The sequence below is a fragment of the Curtobacterium sp. MCBD17_021 genome (genome assembly GCF_003234525.1).
Taxonomy (GTDB): domain Bacteria; phylum Actinomycetota; class Actinomycetes; order Actinomycetales; family Microbacteriaceae; genus Curtobacterium.
Genome location: NZ_QKTS01000007.1, coordinates 93754 through 111856, shown reverse-complemented (window position 1 = coordinate 111856; position 18103 = coordinate 93754). Strand labels below are relative to the sequence as shown.

General features: G+C 72.2%; 16 protein-coding genes and 1 pseudogene. 3 read left to right on the top strand and 14 right to left on the bottom strand.

What is annotated here, in order from left to right:
- Window positions 1–4 precede the first annotated feature (4 nt).
- The 3 genes from modA to DEI83_RS08490 form a co-directional block, all read right to left on the bottom strand.
- The gene (gene modA, locus DEI83_RS08500; RefSeq protein WP_111081524.1) at window positions 5–826 is read right to left on the bottom strand and encodes a molybdate ABC transporter substrate-binding protein; all 822 of its coding nucleotides are present in this window, start codon (window positions 824–826) and stop codon (window positions 5–7) included.
- 71 nt (window positions 827–897) lie between these two features.
- Window positions 898–1971, bottom strand: coding sequence for a ThiF family adenylyltransferase (locus DEI83_RS08495; RefSeq protein WP_111081522.1), 1074 nt, complete (start codon window positions 1969–1971; stop codon window positions 898–900).
- Window positions 1968–2378, bottom strand: coding sequence for a molybdopterin-binding protein (locus DEI83_RS08490; protein WP_111081520.1), 411 nt, complete (start codon window positions 2376–2378; stop codon window positions 1968–1970). The genes DEI83_RS08495 and DEI83_RS08490 overlap by 4 nt, the downstream gene beginning before the upstream one ends.
- 107 nt (window positions 2379–2485) lie before the next feature.
- Between DEI83_RS08490 and DEI83_RS08485 the strand changes: the two genes are divergently transcribed.
- Complete coding sequence (locus tag DEI83_RS08485; RefSeq protein WP_111081518.1) at window positions 2486–4138, top strand: glycosyltransferase family 39 protein; 1653 nt, start codon at window positions 2486–2488, stop codon at window positions 4136–4138.
- A gap of 79 nt (window positions 4139–4217) precedes the next feature.
- Here the strand turns inward: DEI83_RS08485 and DEI83_RS08480 are convergent, their stop codons facing one another.
- From DEI83_RS08480 to DEI83_RS08460, 5 genes and pseudogenes are all read right to left on the bottom strand, one after another.
- Window positions 4218–5150, bottom strand: a complete 933-nt coding sequence (locus DEI83_RS08480; RefSeq protein ID WP_111081516.1) for a 4-(cytidine 5'-diphospho)-2-C-methyl-D-erythritol kinase — start codon at window positions 5148–5150, stop codon at window positions 4218–4220.
- Between the two features lie 93 nt (window positions 5151–5243).
- On the bottom strand, window positions 5244–6542 hold the full coding sequence (locus tag DEI83_RS08475; protein ID WP_111081514.1) for an O-acetylhomoserine aminocarboxypropyltransferase/cysteine synthase family protein: 1299 nt from the start codon (window positions 6540–6542) through the stop codon (window positions 5244–5246).
- The gene (locus tag DEI83_RS08470) at window positions 6542–7603 is read right to left on the bottom strand and encodes an LLM class flavin-dependent oxidoreductase (protein WP_111081512.1); all 1062 of its coding nucleotides are present in this window, start codon (window positions 7601–7603) and stop codon (window positions 6542–6544) included. Before DEI83_RS08470 ends, DEI83_RS08475 begins: the two co-directional genes overlap by 1 nt.
- A 128-nt stretch (window positions 7604–7731) precedes the next feature.
- Entirely contained in the window at window positions 7732–8739 is a 1008-nt protein-coding gene (locus DEI83_RS08465) for a RimK family alpha-L-glutamate ligase (RefSeq protein ID WP_111081510.1), read from the bottom strand.
- A gap of 74 nt (window positions 8740–8813) precedes the next feature.
- Window positions 8814–9668: pseudogene (locus tag DEI83_RS08460) on the bottom strand (helix-turn-helix transcriptional regulator).
- Between the two features lie 101 nt (window positions 9669–9769).
- On the opposite strand from DEI83_RS08460, the gene DEI83_RS08455 reads away from it, so the two are divergent.
- Entirely contained in the window at window positions 9770–10510 is a 741-nt protein-coding gene (locus DEI83_RS08455; RefSeq protein WP_111081578.1) for an SDR family oxidoreductase, read from the top strand.
- 17 nt (window positions 10511–10527) lie between these two features.
- Here the strand turns inward: DEI83_RS08455 and DEI83_RS08450 are convergent, their stop codons facing one another.
- From DEI83_RS08450 to rsmI, 5 genes are all read right to left on the bottom strand, one after another.
- Window positions 10528–11067 carry a hypothetical protein gene (locus DEI83_RS08450; protein WP_111081508.1) on the bottom strand — a complete coding sequence of 180 codons (540 nt, stop codon included), beginning with the start codon at window positions 11065–11067 and terminating at the stop codon, window positions 10528–10530.
- Window positions 11068–11158: 91 nt separating this feature from the next.
- On the bottom strand, window positions 11159–12019 hold the full coding sequence (rsmA, locus tag DEI83_RS08445; protein WP_111081506.1) for a 16S rRNA (adenine(1518)-N(6)/adenine(1519)-N(6))-dimethyltransferase RsmA: 861 nt from the start codon (window positions 12017–12019) through the stop codon (window positions 11159–11161).
- 2 nt (window positions 12020–12021) lie between these two features.
- On the bottom strand, window positions 12022–12945 hold the full coding sequence (locus DEI83_RS08440; protein ID WP_111081504.1) for a TatD family hydrolase: 924 nt from the start codon (window positions 12943–12945) through the stop codon (window positions 12022–12024).
- Entirely contained in the window at window positions 12942–14519 is a 1578-nt protein-coding gene (gene metG / locus DEI83_RS08435) for a methionine--tRNA ligase (protein ID WP_111081502.1), read from the bottom strand. Before metG ends, DEI83_RS08440 begins: the two co-directional genes overlap by 4 nt.
- Window positions 14520–14661: 142 nt before the next feature.
- The gene (gene rsmI / locus DEI83_RS08430) at window positions 14662–15483 is read right to left on the bottom strand and encodes a 16S rRNA (cytidine(1402)-2'-O)-methyltransferase (RefSeq protein ID WP_111081500.1); all 822 of its coding nucleotides are present in this window, start codon (window positions 15481–15483) and stop codon (window positions 14662–14664) included.
- A 69-nt stretch (window positions 15484–15552) separates the two neighbouring features.
- On the opposite strand from rsmI, the gene DEI83_RS08425 reads away from it, so the two are divergent.
- A complete protein-coding gene (locus DEI83_RS08425; RefSeq protein WP_111081498.1) occupies window positions 15553–17193 on the top strand; it encodes a dolichyl-phosphate-mannose--protein mannosyltransferase in 1641 nt (546 codons plus the stop codon).
- A 100-nt stretch (window positions 17194–17293) separates the two neighbouring features.
- On the opposite strand, the gene DEI83_RS08420 is transcribed toward DEI83_RS08425, so the two are convergent.
- Window positions 17294–17953: a TetR/AcrR family transcriptional regulator gene (locus DEI83_RS08420; RefSeq protein WP_111081496.1), complete on the bottom strand. Its 660-nt coding sequence runs from the start codon at window positions 17951–17953 to the stop codon at window positions 17294–17296.
- Window positions 17954–18103 lie beyond the last annotated feature (150 nt).

Genomic DNA, 18103 nt, shown 5'->3' with positions numbered 1-18103 from the left:
TCGATCAGGGCTCCCCGAAGCCGGCCGCGGCGAGCACGCGCTGACCGGACGTCGACAGCACGTACGCGGTGAACGCCCGCGCGAGCTCCGGGTCGGCGGCATCCCGCAGGACGCTGATCGGGTAGGTGTTCACCGCGTCGTCGGCGGCCGCGAACGGGACGCCCTCGACAGCGCCGTCCGCCCCCTGCACGTCCGTCCGGTACACGATGCCGGCGTCGGCCTGGCCCGAGGTCACCTTGCCGAGGACGTCCGTCACGGACTGCTCCTCGCTCACCGGGTGCAGGTCGACCCCGCTCGACCGTTCGACCGCGGCGGTCGCGGCACCGCAGGGCACGGGTGCCGCACACGTGACGAGCTGCACGTCCGGTGCCGTCAGGTCCTCGAGATCGGCGACGTCGAGCGGGTTGCCCGTGGCGACGGCGATCTCGAGGGTGTTCGTGGCGAAGTCCCGCGGGGACCCGGCGACGACGTCGGCGCCGAGCTGCTCCGTCGTGGCCCGGTCGGCCGAGGCGAGGACGTCAGCGGGGGCACCGTTCCGGATCTGCGAGACGAGGTCGCTCGAACCCGCGAACGAGAACGTCACCGTCGTGCCCGGGTGCTCCCGCTCGAAGTCGCGCCCCAGGGTCGTGAAGGTCCGCTGGAGCGAGGCGGCGGCGAACACCGTGATCGACCCGGACGCGCCCCGCTCCCCCGTGCCGGAGGTCGACGCCGGCGACGCGGGGTGGCCCGCGCAGCCGGCCGACACCAGCGTGAGCAGGACGGCCGCGGCGAGCACCGCGCTCGGCCGCGCGGCCCGACGGAGACGTGACGAGCGGTTCGGTGACATCGATCCGACTCCGTCCTGCCGCAGTTGCGGCGTCGGTGGCCGATCCTACCCGCAGGAGCGGATCGTGCTCGTCACTCGAGCGTCAGCGGGAGGCCTTCGCGCCGCCATGCGTCGACCCCGCCGTCGAGGACCGTCACGGGCCTCCCGGCGGTCCGTGCCCACGCGTCGGCGCGTGGCCCTCGGGCACACGTGACCACGACCTCCGCGTCGGCGGGCACCGCGTCCGGGTGTACCGAGCCGGCGATGACGCCCGTCGCCCACTCCGCCGGGCTGCGGACGTCCACGACGGTCACGGGGTCACCGGGGTCGGCGAGGCGTGCGGCGAGCGCCGCCGGGGCGATCCGCGGGGCACGGGGCGCGGTCGCGTCGGCTCCTGCCACCGCCAGGCCCGCGGGTCGCCGCGACGCCGGCCCGCGTCGGATCGGGCTCTCGGTCCACCGCCACCGCCGGGCGTCGACCGTGAGGAGGCGACCGAGCAGTGGCTCGCCGAGCCCGGCGACGAGGGCGGTCACCTGCGCGGCCATGACCGAGCCGACCGCGCCGCACAGCGCCGGGAGGACCCCGTCGACCGCGCAGGACCCCTCGTCCGGCAGGACCTCCGGGTGCAGGTCGTGGAAGTCGACCCCGTCCGCGCCGGCGTCCCGGAACACCGACACCTGTCCGTCGTAGGACAGCACGGTGCCCCAGACGAACGGGATGCCGAGCGGGGCACAGGCGTCGGAGACCGCGCGGGTGACGTCGACGGCGTCCGCGGCGTCCACCACGACGTCGTGGCCGGCGACGTGCTCGGGACGGAAGCGCTCGACGAGCGCGACGACCTCGAGCTCGCGGTCGACGGCGCGGGCACGGGCGGCGGCGACCTCGGCCTTCGCGGTGCCGACGTCGTCGCCGGTGAAGAGGGTCTGCCGGGCCAGGTTCGAGCCGTCCACGACGTCGTCGTCCACGATCGTCAGGCGGCCGAGCCCACTGCCGGCCAGGTAGGCGATGACGGGCGCGCCGAGCCCGCCGGCTCCCACGACGAGCACCCGGGCCCGGCCGAGTCGCCCCAGGACGTCCGGCCCGGCTCCGGCGAGCGCCGCCGTCCGGGATCCGAGGCGACGCCGTGCGGTGCTGACGGAACTGCTCGTGTCCGGTGTCGTGCTCATGCGTCGGTCTCCGCTCCCGGCGTCTCGACCGTCACCATCGTGGCCTTGACCGACGCGACCGCGACGGACCCGACCTCGAGACCCAGCTCGCGGACCGCTTCGGCGCTCATCAGCGACACGACCCGGTGCGGCCCGCACTGCAGCTCGACCTGGGCCATCACGGTGTCGACGACGAGGTCCGTGACGATGCCGACGAACCGGTTGCGGGCCGAGCTCCGGACCCCGGACGGGTCGGCGAGCTGGTCGCCACGCGACGAGGCGTACTCGGCGAGTTCCCGCCCGTCGACCACCGCCCGGCCGGTCGGGTCCGTCCCGCGGCTGAAGGTGCCACCCTCGACGAGCCGGCGCACGGTGTCGTCGCTGACGCCCAGGTAGGTCGCGGCGTCACGGATGCGGAGCTGCGTCATGACGACGACCCTAACCGGGCAGCGGCAGACCACGGCATGTGGACACTCACCGCCTGCGGCGTCGGACACCGGGTTCCCGCCCAGCGGCGCTCGGTACCGTGCTGGGCGTGAGTTCCCCCCGTACCGGCAGCATCGGCGTCCCGCACGCGGTCCGCCGGGCACCGGTCCGCGCCGGTGTGCGCGGTACCGTGGTGGCCGCCGTGGCCGCGGCCGTGCGGACCCCGGAACTCACCATCGGCGCGCTCGGCGTCGTCGTCGCGGCGGCCTTCTCGTGGGTCCCGTCCCTCTGGTACGACGAGGCGGCGACCGTCACCAGCGCGCAGCGGTCCTGGCCGCAGCTCTGGGCGGAGCTGCACACCGTCGACGCCGTGCACGGCCTGTACTACGCCCTGATGCACGCCTGGTTCTGGCTCGTCGGGTACACGCCCTTCACCCTCCGGCTGCCGAGTGCCCTCGCCGTCGGGGTCGCCGCGGGTCTCGTCGTCGCCCTCGGTCGGCGCCTGGGCGGACGACGCCTCGGCATCACCGCGGGCATCGTGTTCCTGCTTCTCCCCCGCGTGCAGTGGGCGGGAACCGAGGGACGTCCCTACGCCACGATCACCACCCTGTCGGTCTGCCTGACGCTCGTCGGCATGACGGCCCTGCGACGGACCCGGACGGGTTCCGCCACGGGATGGTGGACCGCCTACGGGGTCCTCGCCGTCGTCGCCGTGGTGTTCAACGTCTACCTCGCGCTCGCGGTCGTCGCCCACGCGGTCGCGCTCGCCTGGACCCTCCTGGCCGAGCGGCACGCGCTGCGGACGGCGACCGTGACCCGCGCCGGACGGACGCCCGGGCCGGTGCTCGTGAGCTCTCGGGTCCTCGTGCGCTGGACCGTCGCCGCAGGTGCCGCAGCGGTCGTCGTCGCCCCGTTCGTGCTCGTCGTGTCGTCCCAGGCGAAACAGGTCGGTTGGATCAAGGACATCAGCCGCGACACCTTCGGGCAGGTCTTCTCGACCGCGTGGTTCGGCGCCTCGGACCCGTACGCCGCGGTCATCTGGGCGCTCATGGCCGCCGGTGTCGGCGTCGCCCACGTCCGGGTGCGTCAGCGGGTCCCGTCCGTGCGGGCACTGTTCCGGGCGCAGACGGTCCGGGTCGCGCTGCCGCTCGTCGTCGTCCCGACCGCGGCGCTCCTCGTCGCGACGGCGCTCGGCGAACGCCTGTACTCGCCGAAGTACGCCACGCTCAGCCTGCCGTTCGTCGCGGTCCTCGTGGCCCTCGCCCTCACCACGATCCGGCCGAAGGCGCTGCTCGCTGCCGCGGTCGCGGTGCTGGTGGTCCTGTCGGTGCCCACCGCCGTCACCGTGAAGGGCCCCGAGGCGAAGCAGGCGTCGACGTGGGCGCACGCCGCCTCGATCATCAGCGCGGAACGTGCCGCACGACCGAGCGCGAACGAAGGTGTCGTGTTCGGCAGCGTCTACCGCCACCCGAGCACGACCGCCGAGATCATCCGGGTGTCGTACCCGGACGCGTTCGCCGGACTGACCGACCTCGCCGTCGGCACGGACGGAGCCGACGAGGGTGTCCTCTGGAACACGAACGGTGACCTGGCGACGACGATCCCGTCCCGGCTCGGCGACATCGACACGGTCTGGTACGTCGGCGGCACCTCGCGCACCATCCGGCCCGAGGTCAAGGCGGTGCTCGAGGAGCAGGGGTTCGAGGCCGTGCAGAACTGGCAGACCGGCAAGGTCATCATGACCGAGTTCGTCCGCTCCTGACGCTCGGACCGGCGTCGGCGTCGGCACCGGCCGCGCCGACGTCGTACCCGGTCGAGTCAGGTCAGGTCAGGTCGTCAGCTCAGTGCAGGACGCGGGCGCCGTGCACCGGACCGGTCGCCCGGAGCGCCACGAGCCCGGACGCGCTGAGCGCCACCTGCACCTCGAGCGCTGCGTCACGGTCCGGCACCAGGAAGGCCACCGTGGGTCCGCTGCCGGACACGAGACCGGCCAGGGCGCCGGAGCGCTCCCCGAGCTCGAGCGTGTCGGCGAGCCCGGGCTGCAGCCGCATCGCCGGTGCCTGCAGGTCGTTGTGCAGGTTCTCGGCCAGGAGTCCGGCGTCTCCCGCCCGGAGTGCCTGGAGCACGTGCGCCTCGACCACCGGGGTGCGCGGCGCCGGGGAGATGTCGGCCCGGTAGCGCTCCCGGTGCTCGTCGAGCGCGCGGTAGACCGCAGGTGTGGAGAGTCCGGTCTCGCTCAGCGCGAGCACCCAGTGGAACTCCCCCTTCGCGAGCGCCGGACTGAGCTCGTCGCCTCGTCCGGTCCCGACCGCGGTCCCGCCCGCGAAGGCGAACGGCACGTCGGCCCCGAGTTCGGCGGCGAGCCGGAGCAGTTCGTCCCGGCCGAGACCGGTCCCCCACAGGGTGTCCACCGCGAGCAGCGTCGCGGCGGCGTCCGCCGAGCCGCCGCCCATCCCACCGGCGACCGGCACCTGCTTGTCGATCGTCAGACGGACGCCACCGCGGTGTCCGGCGGTCTTCGCCACCAGTCGCGCGGCACGGAGCGCGAGGTTCGTGTCGTCCGTCGGCACCGAGGACGTGTCGATCGGACCGGTGAAACGGACCGAGAAGTCATCGGCGCGCTCGGCGGTCACGTCCTCGTACAGGGACACCGCCTGGTACGCGGTCGCGATGTCGTGGTACCCGTCGTCCTGCAGCGCGCCGACCGACAGGTGGACGTTGATCTTGCCCGGCGCGCGGGTCCGCACCCGATCCGGAGCAGGCGTCGACGTCATGTCCCCAACCTATCCCCGTCCCGCCGGTACACCCGCCGCACGTGCGGGACGGGAGGCGCGCACCGGACCGGCCAGGACCTGGCGTCCGTCCGCTCAGACCGCAGCGGCGAAGCCGCGCTCCAGGTCGGCGATGACGTCGTCGACGTGCTCCAGGCCGATCGACAGCCGGATCAGGCCCTCGCCGACCCCGGCCGCCGCCCGCTCCGACGGCGTCATCTGCACGTGCGTGGTCGACGCCGGGTGCACGACCAGGGACCGGACGTCGCCGATGTTCGACACGTGGTCGAAGAGCTCCAGCGCGGCCACGAACCGCCGCCCGGCCTCGACCCCACCGGCGAGGTCGAACGCGAGCACGCTCGACGGCCCCTTCGGCACGTACCGCTGCTGCAGGTGGTGCCACGGGGAGCTCGGCAGCCCGGCGTAGTGCACGTGTTCGACCTGGTCGTGCGCGTCGAGCCAGGACGCCACCGTCGCCGCGTTCGACACGTGCCGGTCCATCCGGAGCGACAGCGTCTGGATGCCCTGCAGCACCAGGAACGCGTTGAACGGCGCGATCGCCGGACCGAGGTCGGCGGAGAGCTTCGAGCGGGTGCGCTGGATGAACGCCCGGCGGCCGAACTTCTCGGCGAAGTTCGTCCCGGCGAAGCCGGAGTGCTCGGTCGTCGTCAGCTGCGGGTACTGCTCCGGGTGTGCGGCCCAGTCGAAGTTCCCGCTGTCGACGATCAACCCTGCGATCGCGCTGCCGTGCCCGGCCAGGTACTTCGTCGCCGAGTGCACGACGATGTCCGCTCCGTGCTCGATGGGCCGGACCAGGTACGGCGTCGCGATGGTGTTGTCGACGATGAGCGGGACACCGGCCTCGTGCGCGACCCCGGCCACCCCGGCGAAGTCGAGGACGTCCCCGCGCGGGTTCGGGATCGACTCCCCGAAGAAGGCGCGGGTCTCCGGGCGCACGGCCGCTGCCCACTCGGACAGGTCGGTCGGGTCCTGCACGAAGGTGAACGCGATCCCCAGGTCCTTCAGCGTCGACGCGAACAGCGTGTACGTGGCACCGTACAGCGACGCGCTCGACACGACGTGGTCACCGGCGCGGGCGAGTCCGAGCACCGCGAGCGACGTCGCCGCCTGCCCCGAAGCCAGCGCCAGCGCCGCGACCCCACCCTCGAGGTCGGCGATCCGCCGCTCCAGCGCCGCGGCCGACGGGTTGTTGACCCGGGAGTACGTGTGCCCTGGCGCGTTCAGCAGGAACCGGTCGGCCGCGTCCTCGCCGGACGGGTACACGAAGGCGGCGGTCTGCGCGATCGGCGGCACGTTCCCGCCGAAGCCCGGGTCGGACTTGAACCCGGCGCGGATCTGGCGCGTCTCGAACGCCCAGTCGTCCTCGACGGCCATCAGGACGCCGGTCCGGCAACGGCCGGGTCCGCGGGGACCGACGCCCGGACGAGCGGGATCACCTGCTCACCGAACCGCTCCATCTCCTCGAGCTGCGGCGAGAACTGGAGCAGCAGGGTGTCGACACCGGCGTCCTCGTACTCGCGGATGCGCGCCGCGACCTGTTCGGGCGTCCCGACGAACTGCGGCCGGAGCCCCCGGTTCGACACCGAGTAGTCCTCGAGCGAGGGCACGTGCTCGAGCTGCGACTTCGAGATGAAGTCCTGGTACGACTCGTACGCCTTCCCGTGCTGGACGTCCGTGATGCGGGCCAGCTCGGCCTGCGCCTCCTCCTCGGTCTCGCGGACGATCGCGTACGCGGCCATCCCGAACGCCTCGAACGGCGTCAGACCGGCGTCCTCGCGGCGACGGCGCATCTCGGCGATCTTCGTCCGGAGCTCGTCGACGGTCCCACCGTGGGTCACGTAGGCGTCGGCGTAGTGCGTGATGCTCGCCTTGCCGGCCTCGCTCTCACCGCCGGCGTAGATGCGCGGCGTGACCCGGGGCTTCGGTTCGAGGTGCGCGTTCTCGATGTCGTAGTACTCGCCGGAGAAGCTGTACGGCGTCTCGCGCCACAGCCCCTTCATGATCTCGACGAACTCCGCCGTGCGCTTGTACCGGTCGTCGTGCTCCGAGAAGATCCCGCCGTACTGCCGTGCCTCCTCCGCCCACCAAGCGCTCACGACGTTGAAGGTGAACCGGCCGCCGGAGATGTCGTCGATCGTCGCCGCCTGCTTCGCCGTCACGGCGGGCAGGTGGTAGCCCGGGCGCATCGCGGCCATGATCTCGAGCCGTTCGGTGGTCGCCGCGATCCCCGCTGCCAGCGCCCACGCCTCGAGACTCGGGGCCGCGACGCCCTTGATGTCGTTGAGGTTCAGCTCCGGCACGAGGGTCAGGTCGAACCCGATCCGCTCGGCGCGCTGCGCCAGGAGCTTCACGTAGTCGAACGTGACCGGCATCTGCTCGTCGTCGACGTTGCGCAGCCAGCCGCCGAAGAGCGGGGTCCAGTATCCGAATCGCACGGGGTGGGTTCCTTGGGTGGTGAGGAGGGACGGACGGACGGGAGGCTCGCCCCGGGTGGCGAGCCGGGCCTGACGTCCGACGGGTGGTCGGGTCGGTGGTCGAGGTGGTCGGTCGGGACCGGAGCCGGTCAGACGTGCGCCGCGGGCGCGGCGGCGTACTCGGCGTCCAGCAGCCCGCCGAGGTGGCGGGCGATGGAGCGAGGACCGGAGACCGGGGCGCTCGCCTCGACCGCGGGGTTGTAGTTCGTGTTCGTGTTGATGTCGTACACGACGGTCCGGCCGTCGGTGGTCTCCATGAACTCGACGCCCGCGATTTGGATGCGCTGCTCCGCCAGGAAGCCGCGCAACTGCTGCACGAGCGGGTGCTCGGCGGTGACCTCGGTGCGGACGGTGAAGGTGTCGGCCGCCCCGGGCGCTGCGTCCGTGCCGGGCACCTCGCAGACCGCACCGGCGATGACCTGCGGGACCTCGCACGCGTCGGCCGGGCAGAGCTCGAAGCTGCCCGCGCTCGTGTCCACGCGGACGGCGTAGACGAACTCGCCGCCGACGAACTCGGCGCGCGTGATGAACGGCTCGCGTGCCGTCAGGTACTCCTGCAAAAGCGTGATCCCGTCGACCGGGGCCTCGAACTCGGGGCTGTCCACGTAGGCGTCGAACTCGGCGAGCGAGTCGAAGCGACGGACACCCAGGCCCTTGCCGCCCTGGTTGTGCTTCGTGATGAACGGCACGTCCTGCCCGCTCGTGAAGGTCGCCGCGGCCTGCTTGAGGGTCGTCGTGCCGAACACGGCGGACGTGCGTGGCACGTCGAAACCGGCCGCCGCGAGCAGGCCGTGCTGAGCGACCTTCGACACCTCGAGTTCGAGGACGTGGCTGCCACCGACCACCTGGCGGCCGGCACGCTCGAGCCAGCCGAGCAGCGCCCGGGCGTACTCCTTGCTGTGCTCGTGCCCACGGGTGTGGGAGCTCGCCGACATGCGGCTCCAGTAGACCCCCGGCGCTGGTTCGGCAGCGAGGTCGATCTGCCCCTCGGTCAGGAGGATCTCCTCCACCGGGACGCCCTCGGCCGCGAAGGCCTCGGCGAACGGCGGGAACCACTCGGGGTTCTCGTGGATGACGTACACGCGCGGAGTGCTCACCGCCCCACCCTAGGCACGGTCGTCGGACACCTGCCAGGTGTGTGACGCGAAGTTGCGTCGGCCGTCGTCCGGGGTCAGGACTCGGTGAGCGCCCCGAAGGTCTGCTGACCGAGGACGCCGAGGAGCTCGAGCTTCTGCGCGTCCTCGCTGCCCGGTGGCGCGGTGAAGAGCAGGAGCGCCTGCGCCTGGTCGTCCGTGTGCAGCACCTGGCAGTCCACGGTGATCCGCCCGAGTTCGGCCTGCATGATCGTCTTGTTGTCCGACCAGCGGACCGCCACCTCGTGCAGGGCCCAGAGCCGGGAGAAGTCGGGGCTGCGCTGCTCCAGCTCCGCGATCAGCTCGGTGGCCCGACGGTCGCCCGGCCCCGCGAGGCCGACCGCCGCCCGGAGCGACGCCACCACGACCCGGGCCAGGCGTTCGTGCTGCTCCGGCGCGTACTTGGCGAGTTCGGTCCCCGTGACGAACCACCGCCACGCCTAGTAGCGCTCGTTGCCGGCGAGCCCGACCGAGGTGCCGAGGAGGGCCGCCGCGAGCGCGTTCTCGACGAGCGTCTCGCCGAGGTGGTTCACGACGATCGCCGGGGTGTCCGTCAACCGGTCGAGGACGCGCAGGATCGCCGGGTCGACGTGGTCCGCGCGGTGCATCCGGACCGGCGCGTTCTGTCCCGCGAGGTGAAAGAGGTGGTCCCGCTCGTCGAGCGAGCACCGGAGTGCACGGGCGATCGCCGCGACCATCTGCTCCGAGGGCTGCGGGCCGCGCTGCTGTTCGAGGCGCGTGTAGTAGTCGACCGACATGCCGACCAGGGCCGCGACCTCCTCCCGACGGAGGCCCGGGGTGCGACGGCGAGCGCCGGCCCCGATCCCGACGTCCTCCGGGCGCAGGAGCTCCCGTCGACGGCGGAGGAAGTCGGCGAGGGCGGCACGGTCCATGCACCCAGTCTGCTGCGCGCCACCGACCGGAGCCAGGGATCGCCGGTCCCCCGATGACCGCGCTCTGGTTCGACCCGCCGGGCCGGCGCATCGTGGTCCTCATGGACACCACGAACAGCACCGTCTTCATCCCCGGCGCGACCTCCGGCATCGGCCTCGCGCTCGCCCTCCGCCTGCAGGCCACCGGCAGCACCGTCATCGTCGGAGGGCGCCGTCAGGCCCTCCTCGACTCCCTGTCCGAGGAGCACGGCTTCGACACCGTGCAGGTCGACGTGGCGGACGCCGACTCGATCCGGCAGGCGGCCGACAGCGTCCTCGGCACCCACCCTGAGCTCGACACCCTCGTGACGATGTCCGGCATCATGCGGAACGAGGACCTCCGTGACCCCGGCCACATGCGGGACGCGATCGAGACGATCCAGACGAACCTCGTCGGCACGATCCGGCTCATCGACGCGTTCCTGCCGCACCTGCTCGCCCGCCCGGCAGCGACGATCATGACCGTGACGTCCGGCCTGGCGTTCGTGCCACTCACCGCCACCCCGACCTACAACGCCACCAAGGCAGGCGTGCACTCGTCCACGCAGGCGCTCCGGCAGCAGCTCGTCGGCACCTCGGTCTCGGTCCTCGAACTCGCACCGCCGGCCGTGCAGACCGACCTGATGGGCGGCGAGGACTTCGGCGGGATGCCGCTCGCCGAGTTCGCCGACGAGGTGATGAGCCTCATCGAGTCCGGGGCAGCGCCGGAGATCCTCGTGCAGAACGTCCAGCCGCTCCGGTGGGCCGAGCGCGACGGCACACACCAGCACATCCTCGAGATGATGGCGAACCGCGCGCACTGAGCCCGGTCTGCAGACCGTCAGATCGCGGCGAGCAGGGCCCGGAGTCCGGCCTTCGCCTCGGGCATCCGTTCCGGCCCGGTCAGGCGCTCACGCGTCGCCGACAGCCGCACGGTGCCCGGGCGAGGGCCGTCCTCAGCCGTGAGGAGCACCGACTCGCGGTCGGCGGCGGTCCACCGTGCCGACGGCCGTTTCCCGCCCCGGCGCTCCGAGGTCGGAGCGTGTCCGAACGAGGCGGACGCGACGACGACCGCCCGGTCGAGCACCGCCTCCCGGTCGCCGTCGACCTGCCGGGAGGCCGAGACGGCGAAGCTGCCGTCGGAACGCTGTCCGGGGACGCGGAGGCCGCGCGACTGTCCGTAGCCGACGGCGACGCTCTGCGCCCACCAGGGATCGACCCCCTGCGCCACCAGCCAGGCGGCGATCGCCGTGTGTCCGATCGTGCGGCCGTCGGCGTCGTCGAGGCGGCGGTACCAGTCGTCCGGGACTGCGCCGGTGGCGGCGAGCACCCTGTCGGCGGGGATGACCCGCGCGTGGGAGCGGACGACGTCGTCGGTCATGCGACGAGGGTACCGGTCGCCCGGACGGCCTGGATGGGTCGGCCCGGCGGACGACCGCAGGCAGTCGGACGCTCCGAGCCCGCGGTCTGCTTCAGTCGCTCGTGCCCGCGGCGGCGAGGACGGTCCGGCCGAGGCGCACGAAGTCGTCGACGCCGAGCTCCTCACCGCGGGCCGTCGGGGCGACACCGGCGGCCTCGAGGACCTCGGACGCACGAGCGCTCCCGCCCAGCACCCCGGACAGCGCCTGTCGCAGCATCTTCCGCCGCTGCTGGAAGGCCGCGTCGACCAGGGTGAACACCCGCGACCGCAGCTGTTCGTCCCCCGGCGGTTCGTGCCGGTCGAAGCCGACGAGCACACTGTCGACGTTCGGCACGGGCCAGAACACCTGCCGGCTCACCTGCCCGGCGATCCGCCAGGAGCCGTACCACGCTGCCTTGACGCTCGGTGAACCGTAGACCTTGCTGCCCGGATCGGCGGCGAGGCGGTACCCGACCTCCGCCTGCACCATGACGAGCGACCGGACGAGCGACGGGAAGGTGGCCAGCAGGTGCAGCAGCACCGGCACGGACACGTTGTACGGCAGGTTCGCGACGAGGTGTGTCGGCGCCACCGGCAGGTCGTCCGCCGACACCTGGAGCGCGTCCTGGTGCACGACGGTCAGGCGGGCGTCCGGCTGCAAGGCGGCGACGGTCGTCGGGAGGTGGGCTGCGAGCCGGGCGTCGATCTCGACGGCTGTCACGGGAGCGCCGGTCTCGGTCAGCCCGAGCGTCAGCGACCCGAGCCCCGGCCCGACCTCGAGCACGCGGGACTCCGGGGTCACTCCCGCGACGGCGACGATGCGCCGCACGGTGTTGGCGTCGTGCACGAAGTTCTGACCGAGCTTCTTGGTGGGGGTGACGTCGAGCGTCGCCGCGAGGTCCCGGATCTCCGCCGGGCCGAGGAGGGCACCCACCGCTACTCGACCACCGTGACGGGTTCGGCGTCCCACGAGCCGTAGACGAGCTCGGTGTTGGACGAGATCTGCGCCGCGAGCATCGACGGCTCGGTGCCGAGGGTCTCGGCCATCGACCGCAGGGTCAGCGGGACGAGGTACGGGGCGTTCGGCCGGCCGCGGAACGGCGTCGGCGTGAGGAACGGCGCATCGGTCTCGACCATGATGAGGTGCCGCGGGGCGACGTGCAGCGCCTCCCGCAGGTTCTGCGCGTTCTTGAACGTCACCGTGCCCGCGAAGGACATGTACCAACCACGTTCGGCGCACAGGCGGGCGAGCTCGGGACCGCCCGAGAAGCAGTGGAAGACCGTCCGCTCCGGCGCCCCGACTCGCTCCAGGACCTCGACCACGGCGTCGTGGGCGTCGCGGTCGTGGATGGTCAGCGCGAGGTCGTGCTCCTTCGCGATGCGGATGTGTTCCTCGAACGAGCGGATCTGTGCCGCCCGGCCGTCGTCACCCGTGCGGAAGAAGTCGAGACCGGTCTCCCCGATCGCCCGGACGCGGGGCAGCGCTGCGAGCTGTTCGATGCCCGCGAGGTGCTCGTCCAACAACCCCTGCTCGTCGAGCACGGGTGCCTCGTTCGGGTGCAGCGCGACGGCCGCCAGGACCCGGGGCTCGCGGGCGGCGATCGCGGCGGACCACTGCGAGGTGGCGAGGTCGGTCCCGACCTGGACGACACCGCGGACGCCGACGCTCGACGCACGGTCGAGGTGCTCGCGGTACTCCAGCGGGCCGTCACCACCGTCGCCGACGCCGTCGGCGATCTCCATGTGCGTGTGGTTGTCGTACACCGGGACGGTGAGGGCCTGCGGCAGCGGTGGGTACGTCAGGTCCCGCTTCTGCCCGCCACCGTCTCCACCGCGGGCGCGGACGTGCGCGTCGGTCACGCGGCGCCCTGCTCCGGCTGCTCGATGCGCGGGAACAGCCCGGCGGCGAGCGGCGTCACCGTCTCGGAACCCTGCCACTCCCACGCGCGGTCGATGCGCTGCTCCGCGATCGAACCGCCGGCACCGATCGAGGCCCAGAGCTTCTCGGTGGCCTTCGGCATCACCGGGGACACGAGCACGGCCACGGTGCCGAGGCCACGGAGGGCGGTGACGAGGACGGTCGCGAGGCGCTCGCGCTGCGCGTCGTCCTTGGCGAGGGCCCACGGCTCCTGCTCGGTGATGTAGCCGTTGAGGGCGTCGACGAGCTCCCACACGGTGCTGATCGCATCGTGCGGCGCGAAGGACTCGACGGCAGCGTCGGCCCGCTCGGTCACCGACTGGGCGAGTGCGTCGATCGCGGCGTCGGACTCCGTCAGCTCGCCCCGGTCGGGGACGGCACCGTCGAAGTACCGGTTCAGCATCGCGACGATGCGGGAGGCCAGGTTGCCGAACCCGTTGGCGAGCTCCGCCTGGTACCGCGCCGAGATGTCCTCCCAGCTGAAGTTGCCGTCCTGCCCGAAGGTGATGGCACGGAGGAAGTAGTAGCGGAAGGCGTCGGACCCGAAGGTGTCGGTGATCTCGCTGGGGGCGATGCCGGTCAGCTTGGACTTCGACATCTTCTCGCCGCCGACGAGCAGCCAGCCGTGACCGAACACGCGCTTCGGGACGGGCAGCCCCGCAGCCATGAGCATCGCCGGCCAGATGACCGCGTGGAACCGGGCGATGTCCTTGCCCACGATGTGCACGCTCGGCCAGAGGCGCCGGAAGGCCTCGTCGTCCTCGGTGCCGTAGCCGAGGGCGGTGACGTAGTTCAGCAGCGCGTCGAACCACACGTACAGGACGTGGTCGGAGTCCCACGGGATCTGGATGCCCCAGTCGAAGCTCGACCGCGAGATCGACAGGTCGCGCAGGCCCTGCTTGACGAACGACACGATCTCGTTGCGGACGCTCTCCGGCTGGATGAACTCCGGGTTCGACTCGTAGAGGTCGAGCAGACGCTGCTCGAAGTCGGACATGCGGAAGAAGTAGTTGCGCTCGGCCAGGACCTCGACCGGGATGGAGTGGATCGCGCAGACCTGCTGGCCCTCGTACGGTCCGGTCCCGGGGACCAGGTCGCTCGGCTGCTTGTACTCCTCGCAGCCCACGCAGTAGAAGCCCTCGAACTCGCCGGCGTAGATGTAGCCGTCGTCGTACAGCTTCTGCAGGAAGGCCGTCACGCCGCGCTCGTGCCGCTCGTCGGTCGTGCGGATGAAGTCGTCGTTCGCCACGTCGACCGTGTCGAGCAGCGGCTTCCAGGCGTCGGTGACCAGGCGGTCGGCCCACTCCTTGGGGGTGACGTCGTTCGCCGAGGCGGTCCGCAGGATCTTCTGCCCGTGCTCGTCGGTGCCGGTCAGCAGCCACGTGTCGTCGCCGCGCTGCCGGTGCCAGCGCGCGAGGACGTCCGCGGCGACCTCCGTGTACGCGTGCCCGATGTGGGGCACGTCGTTGACGTAGAAGATCGGCGTGGTGATCGAGAACGAGCTGCCGTCGGCCATGCGGACCATCCTAGAGGCGACCGGATCGCGCGTGACGCGCCGTCACCCCGCCTGTGGAGGACGGGACGGGAGGCCCGGAGTGCCGCCGGGACGGGCCTCCGGGCCGACACGTCCGCCCGTCCGACCCGGCGGGTCCGCCGTGTCAGCGCGCGGCGAGCGCCCCTTCGTAGAGGTCCCGCTTCGACAGCCCGGTCGCGTCCGCGACCGCCGCCGCGGCCTCCTTCATGCGTGCGCCCGCGGCCACCCGCTCGAGCACGAGGCGGACGCCGTCCTCGATCGTGGCGTCCTCGGCCGAGGCCGTGGACCCCGCGACGACGACGCAGATCTCGCCGCGGACCCCGTCGGCCGCCCACTCGGTCAGCTCCGCGAGGGTGCCACGGCGGACCTCCTCGTGCATCTTGGTGAGCTCACGGCAGACCGCCGCGCGGCGGTCGGCGCCGAAGCCGGCGGCCATGTCGCCGAGCGTGTCCGCGATCCGGTGCGGGGACTCGAAGAAGACCATCGTCCGCTGCTCCCCCGCCAGGGCCGCGAACACCCGACGCCGCTCCCCCGCCTTGCGGGTCGGGAACCCCTCGAACGTGAAGCGGTCGGTCGGCAGCCCGGAGAGGGCGAGCGCGGTGAGCACGGCGCTCGGGCCGGGGACCGCGGTCACGGTGACACCGGCGGCCGCGGCGGCCTCGACCAGCGGGAAGCCCGGGTCGCTGATCGCCGGCATGCCCGCGTCCGTGAGCACCACGACGTCGTCCTCCCGGGCGAGTTCGACGACCTCGGCGGCCCGCTCCCGCTCGTTGTGCTCGTGCAGTGCGATGAGCCGCGGTCGGTTCTCGATGCCGAGCGCGCGCATGAGGTGGATCGCGGTCCGGGTGTCCTCGGCGGCCACCACGGAGGCGTTCGACAGCGTCTCCACGAGTCGACGAGAGGCATCACCGAGGTTGCCGATGGGAGTTGCTGCGAGGACGATCACCTCCCCATTGTCGTCGCCGCGCCGGCGAGCTGTGGACGACGCAGCCCACGCGTGCACGGCGTCCGTAGGATGCTGCGGGTGACCACGGACCTGGCCGACCTGCCGAAGACCGCGCCGGACGTGCCCCGTGGCTCGCGGCTCGACGACTGGTGGGGCCGCGTGGTCGCCGTCGGGTGGCGGGTCGCCGCCTGGCGGTGGGGCGGTCCGATCGCGGTCACCGTGCTCGCGGCGCTGCTCCGGCTGGTCGACCTCGGGCGTCCGCACTCGCTGGTGTTCGACGAGACCTACTACGTCAAGGACAGCTGGTCGCTCGTGCACCTCGGGTACGAGGGCACCTGGCCGGCGAACCCGAGTGACGACGGCGCACCGACGACCGACGACCGGTTCGCGAGCGGGCAGACCGACATCTACTCACGGGCAGCGGAGTTCATCGCGCACCCGCCGCTCGGGAAGTACCTGATCGGCCTGGGGATGCTCCTCTTCGGCCCCGACGATGCCTTCGGCTGGCGCTTCACGGTCGCGGTCCTCGGCATCGCGACCGTGTTCCTCACGGCGGTGATCGCGCGCTCACTGTTCCGTTCGACGCTCATCGGCACGCTCGCCGGCGGGTTCCTGGCGGTGGACGGACAGGCGATCGTGATGTCGCGGGTGTCGTTGCTCGACGGCATCGTCACGTTCTTCGTCGTGCTCGGCTTCGGCGCGCTGCTGCTCGACCGGCGGTGGTCCGCCCGGAGACTCGACCGGTGGATCGACCGGAGGGCCGCGGCCGGGCGGGCGACGCTCTGGGGGCCCGCGCTCTGGTGGCGGCCGTGGCTCGTCGCGATGGGCGTCGCGCTCGGACTCGCGTCGGCGACGAAGTGGTCCGGGATGTACTTCCTGGCGTTCTTCGCGGTGTACTCGGTGCTCAGCGACATGATGCTGCGACGACGAGCGGGCGTGGCGTTCTGGTCGTCGAGTGCCGTGCTGCAGCAGGCTCCGGTCACCTTCCTGCTCACCGTCCCCGTCGCCGCGGTCACCTACCTGGCCTCGTGGACCGGGTGGTTCGTGACGAAGGGCGGCTGGGACCGCGACTGGATCGGCAGCGGCGGACAACGCTGGACGGGGGTGCTCGCCTGGGTGCCGGACAGCCTGCAGAACTGGTGGCACTACCAGTCCGAGATCTACGCCTTCAACATCGGCCTGCACACCCCGCACTCCTACCAGGCGAACCCGCTGCTCTGGCTCCTCATGCAGCGCCCGACGTCGATGTACTACGAGGGCACGAACGCCGGCCAGGACGGCTGCGCGTTCGACCGGTGCGGAGCGGCCGTCACCGGCATCGCGAACCCGTTCGTCTGGTACGCGTCGGTCATCGCGGCCGTGGTGCTGCTGGTGCTGTTCGTCACGCGGCGGCGCTGGGAGTACGGCCTGGTCCTCATCGGCATCGGCGCCGGGTACCTGCCGTGGCTGATGTACCTGGACCGGACGGTGTTCCAGTTCTACACGATCGCCTTCGAGCCGTTCCTCGTCATGGCGCTGGCGGCGGTGATCGGGCACCTGATCGGGTCACGGGATGATCCACGGCCACGTCGGACACGTGCGCTGGTGTGGCTCGGCGTGTACCTGCTGGTCGTGGTGCTCGCCTCGGCGTACTGGTACCCGATGTGGACGGCGATGCAGACGTCGTGGGACTTCATCCGGTCGCACTACTGGCTGCCGAGCTGGTTGTAGCGCGCCCGGCCGTCGGACGGGAGGCCCGTGGCGGTGCCGTCGACGGGCCTCCCGTCCGACGGACCCCGGGAGGCGGCGGACGCCGCGTCGACCGGTCGGGTCAGCTCGACGGCTGCATCGCCCGCTCGAGCGCGTCACGGTCGAGCGGCTCGCCGACCATGTGGTCCGGTTCGGGCTGCGGGAGCACCCCGTCGACGAGGACCTGCGCGTACCGCTTCCAGGCGTCCGGGTCGTAGTCGCGCGTGGCGTCGGCCACGGTGCCGACCATCGCGGTGAGGATCGGCAGGTCGCGGTAGTCGAAGCCGGATCGGACCACCCCGGCGTCCTTGGCCCGGCCGATGATCTGCGAGACCTGCTGCTCGAGCCGGTCGCGCTCCTGCACGATCGACGGCCGGGCCTTGCCGGCTCGCACGATCGCGTCGGCGAGCGCGCGGTCCCTGGCCCGGAACGAGAACACGCCCATCAGGTAGAGCCGGAGCGACTCGCGAGGGTCGATCTCTTCGGCAGCACGGGCCGCCGCGGCGTTCATCGCCTCGAACTTGGTCGCCAGCAGCGCCTCGATCAGGGAGTCCTTGTCGGCGAACCGTCGGTAGACGGTCCCGACGCCGACCCCGGCTTCGTGCGCGATGTCGTTCAACGTGACGGACAGGCCGCGCTCGGCGAAGCACTTGCGCGCGGTCTGCAGGATCAGTTCGCGGTTGCGCGCTGCGTCGGCGCGCAGGGGCCGATCGAGGTCGGCCGCGGATCCGGTGGTGCTCACAGGACGAACCTAATTGAACTCTCTGGGAACAAGCGGATGCGGGTCGTCCGTTTTGGGCTACAGTGACCACAAGCGGATGCCCGGCATCCGCTTCACTCTCCTCCGGGACGCCCGACGGCGCGCGCCCCTCCTCCCCTTCCATCCTTCGAG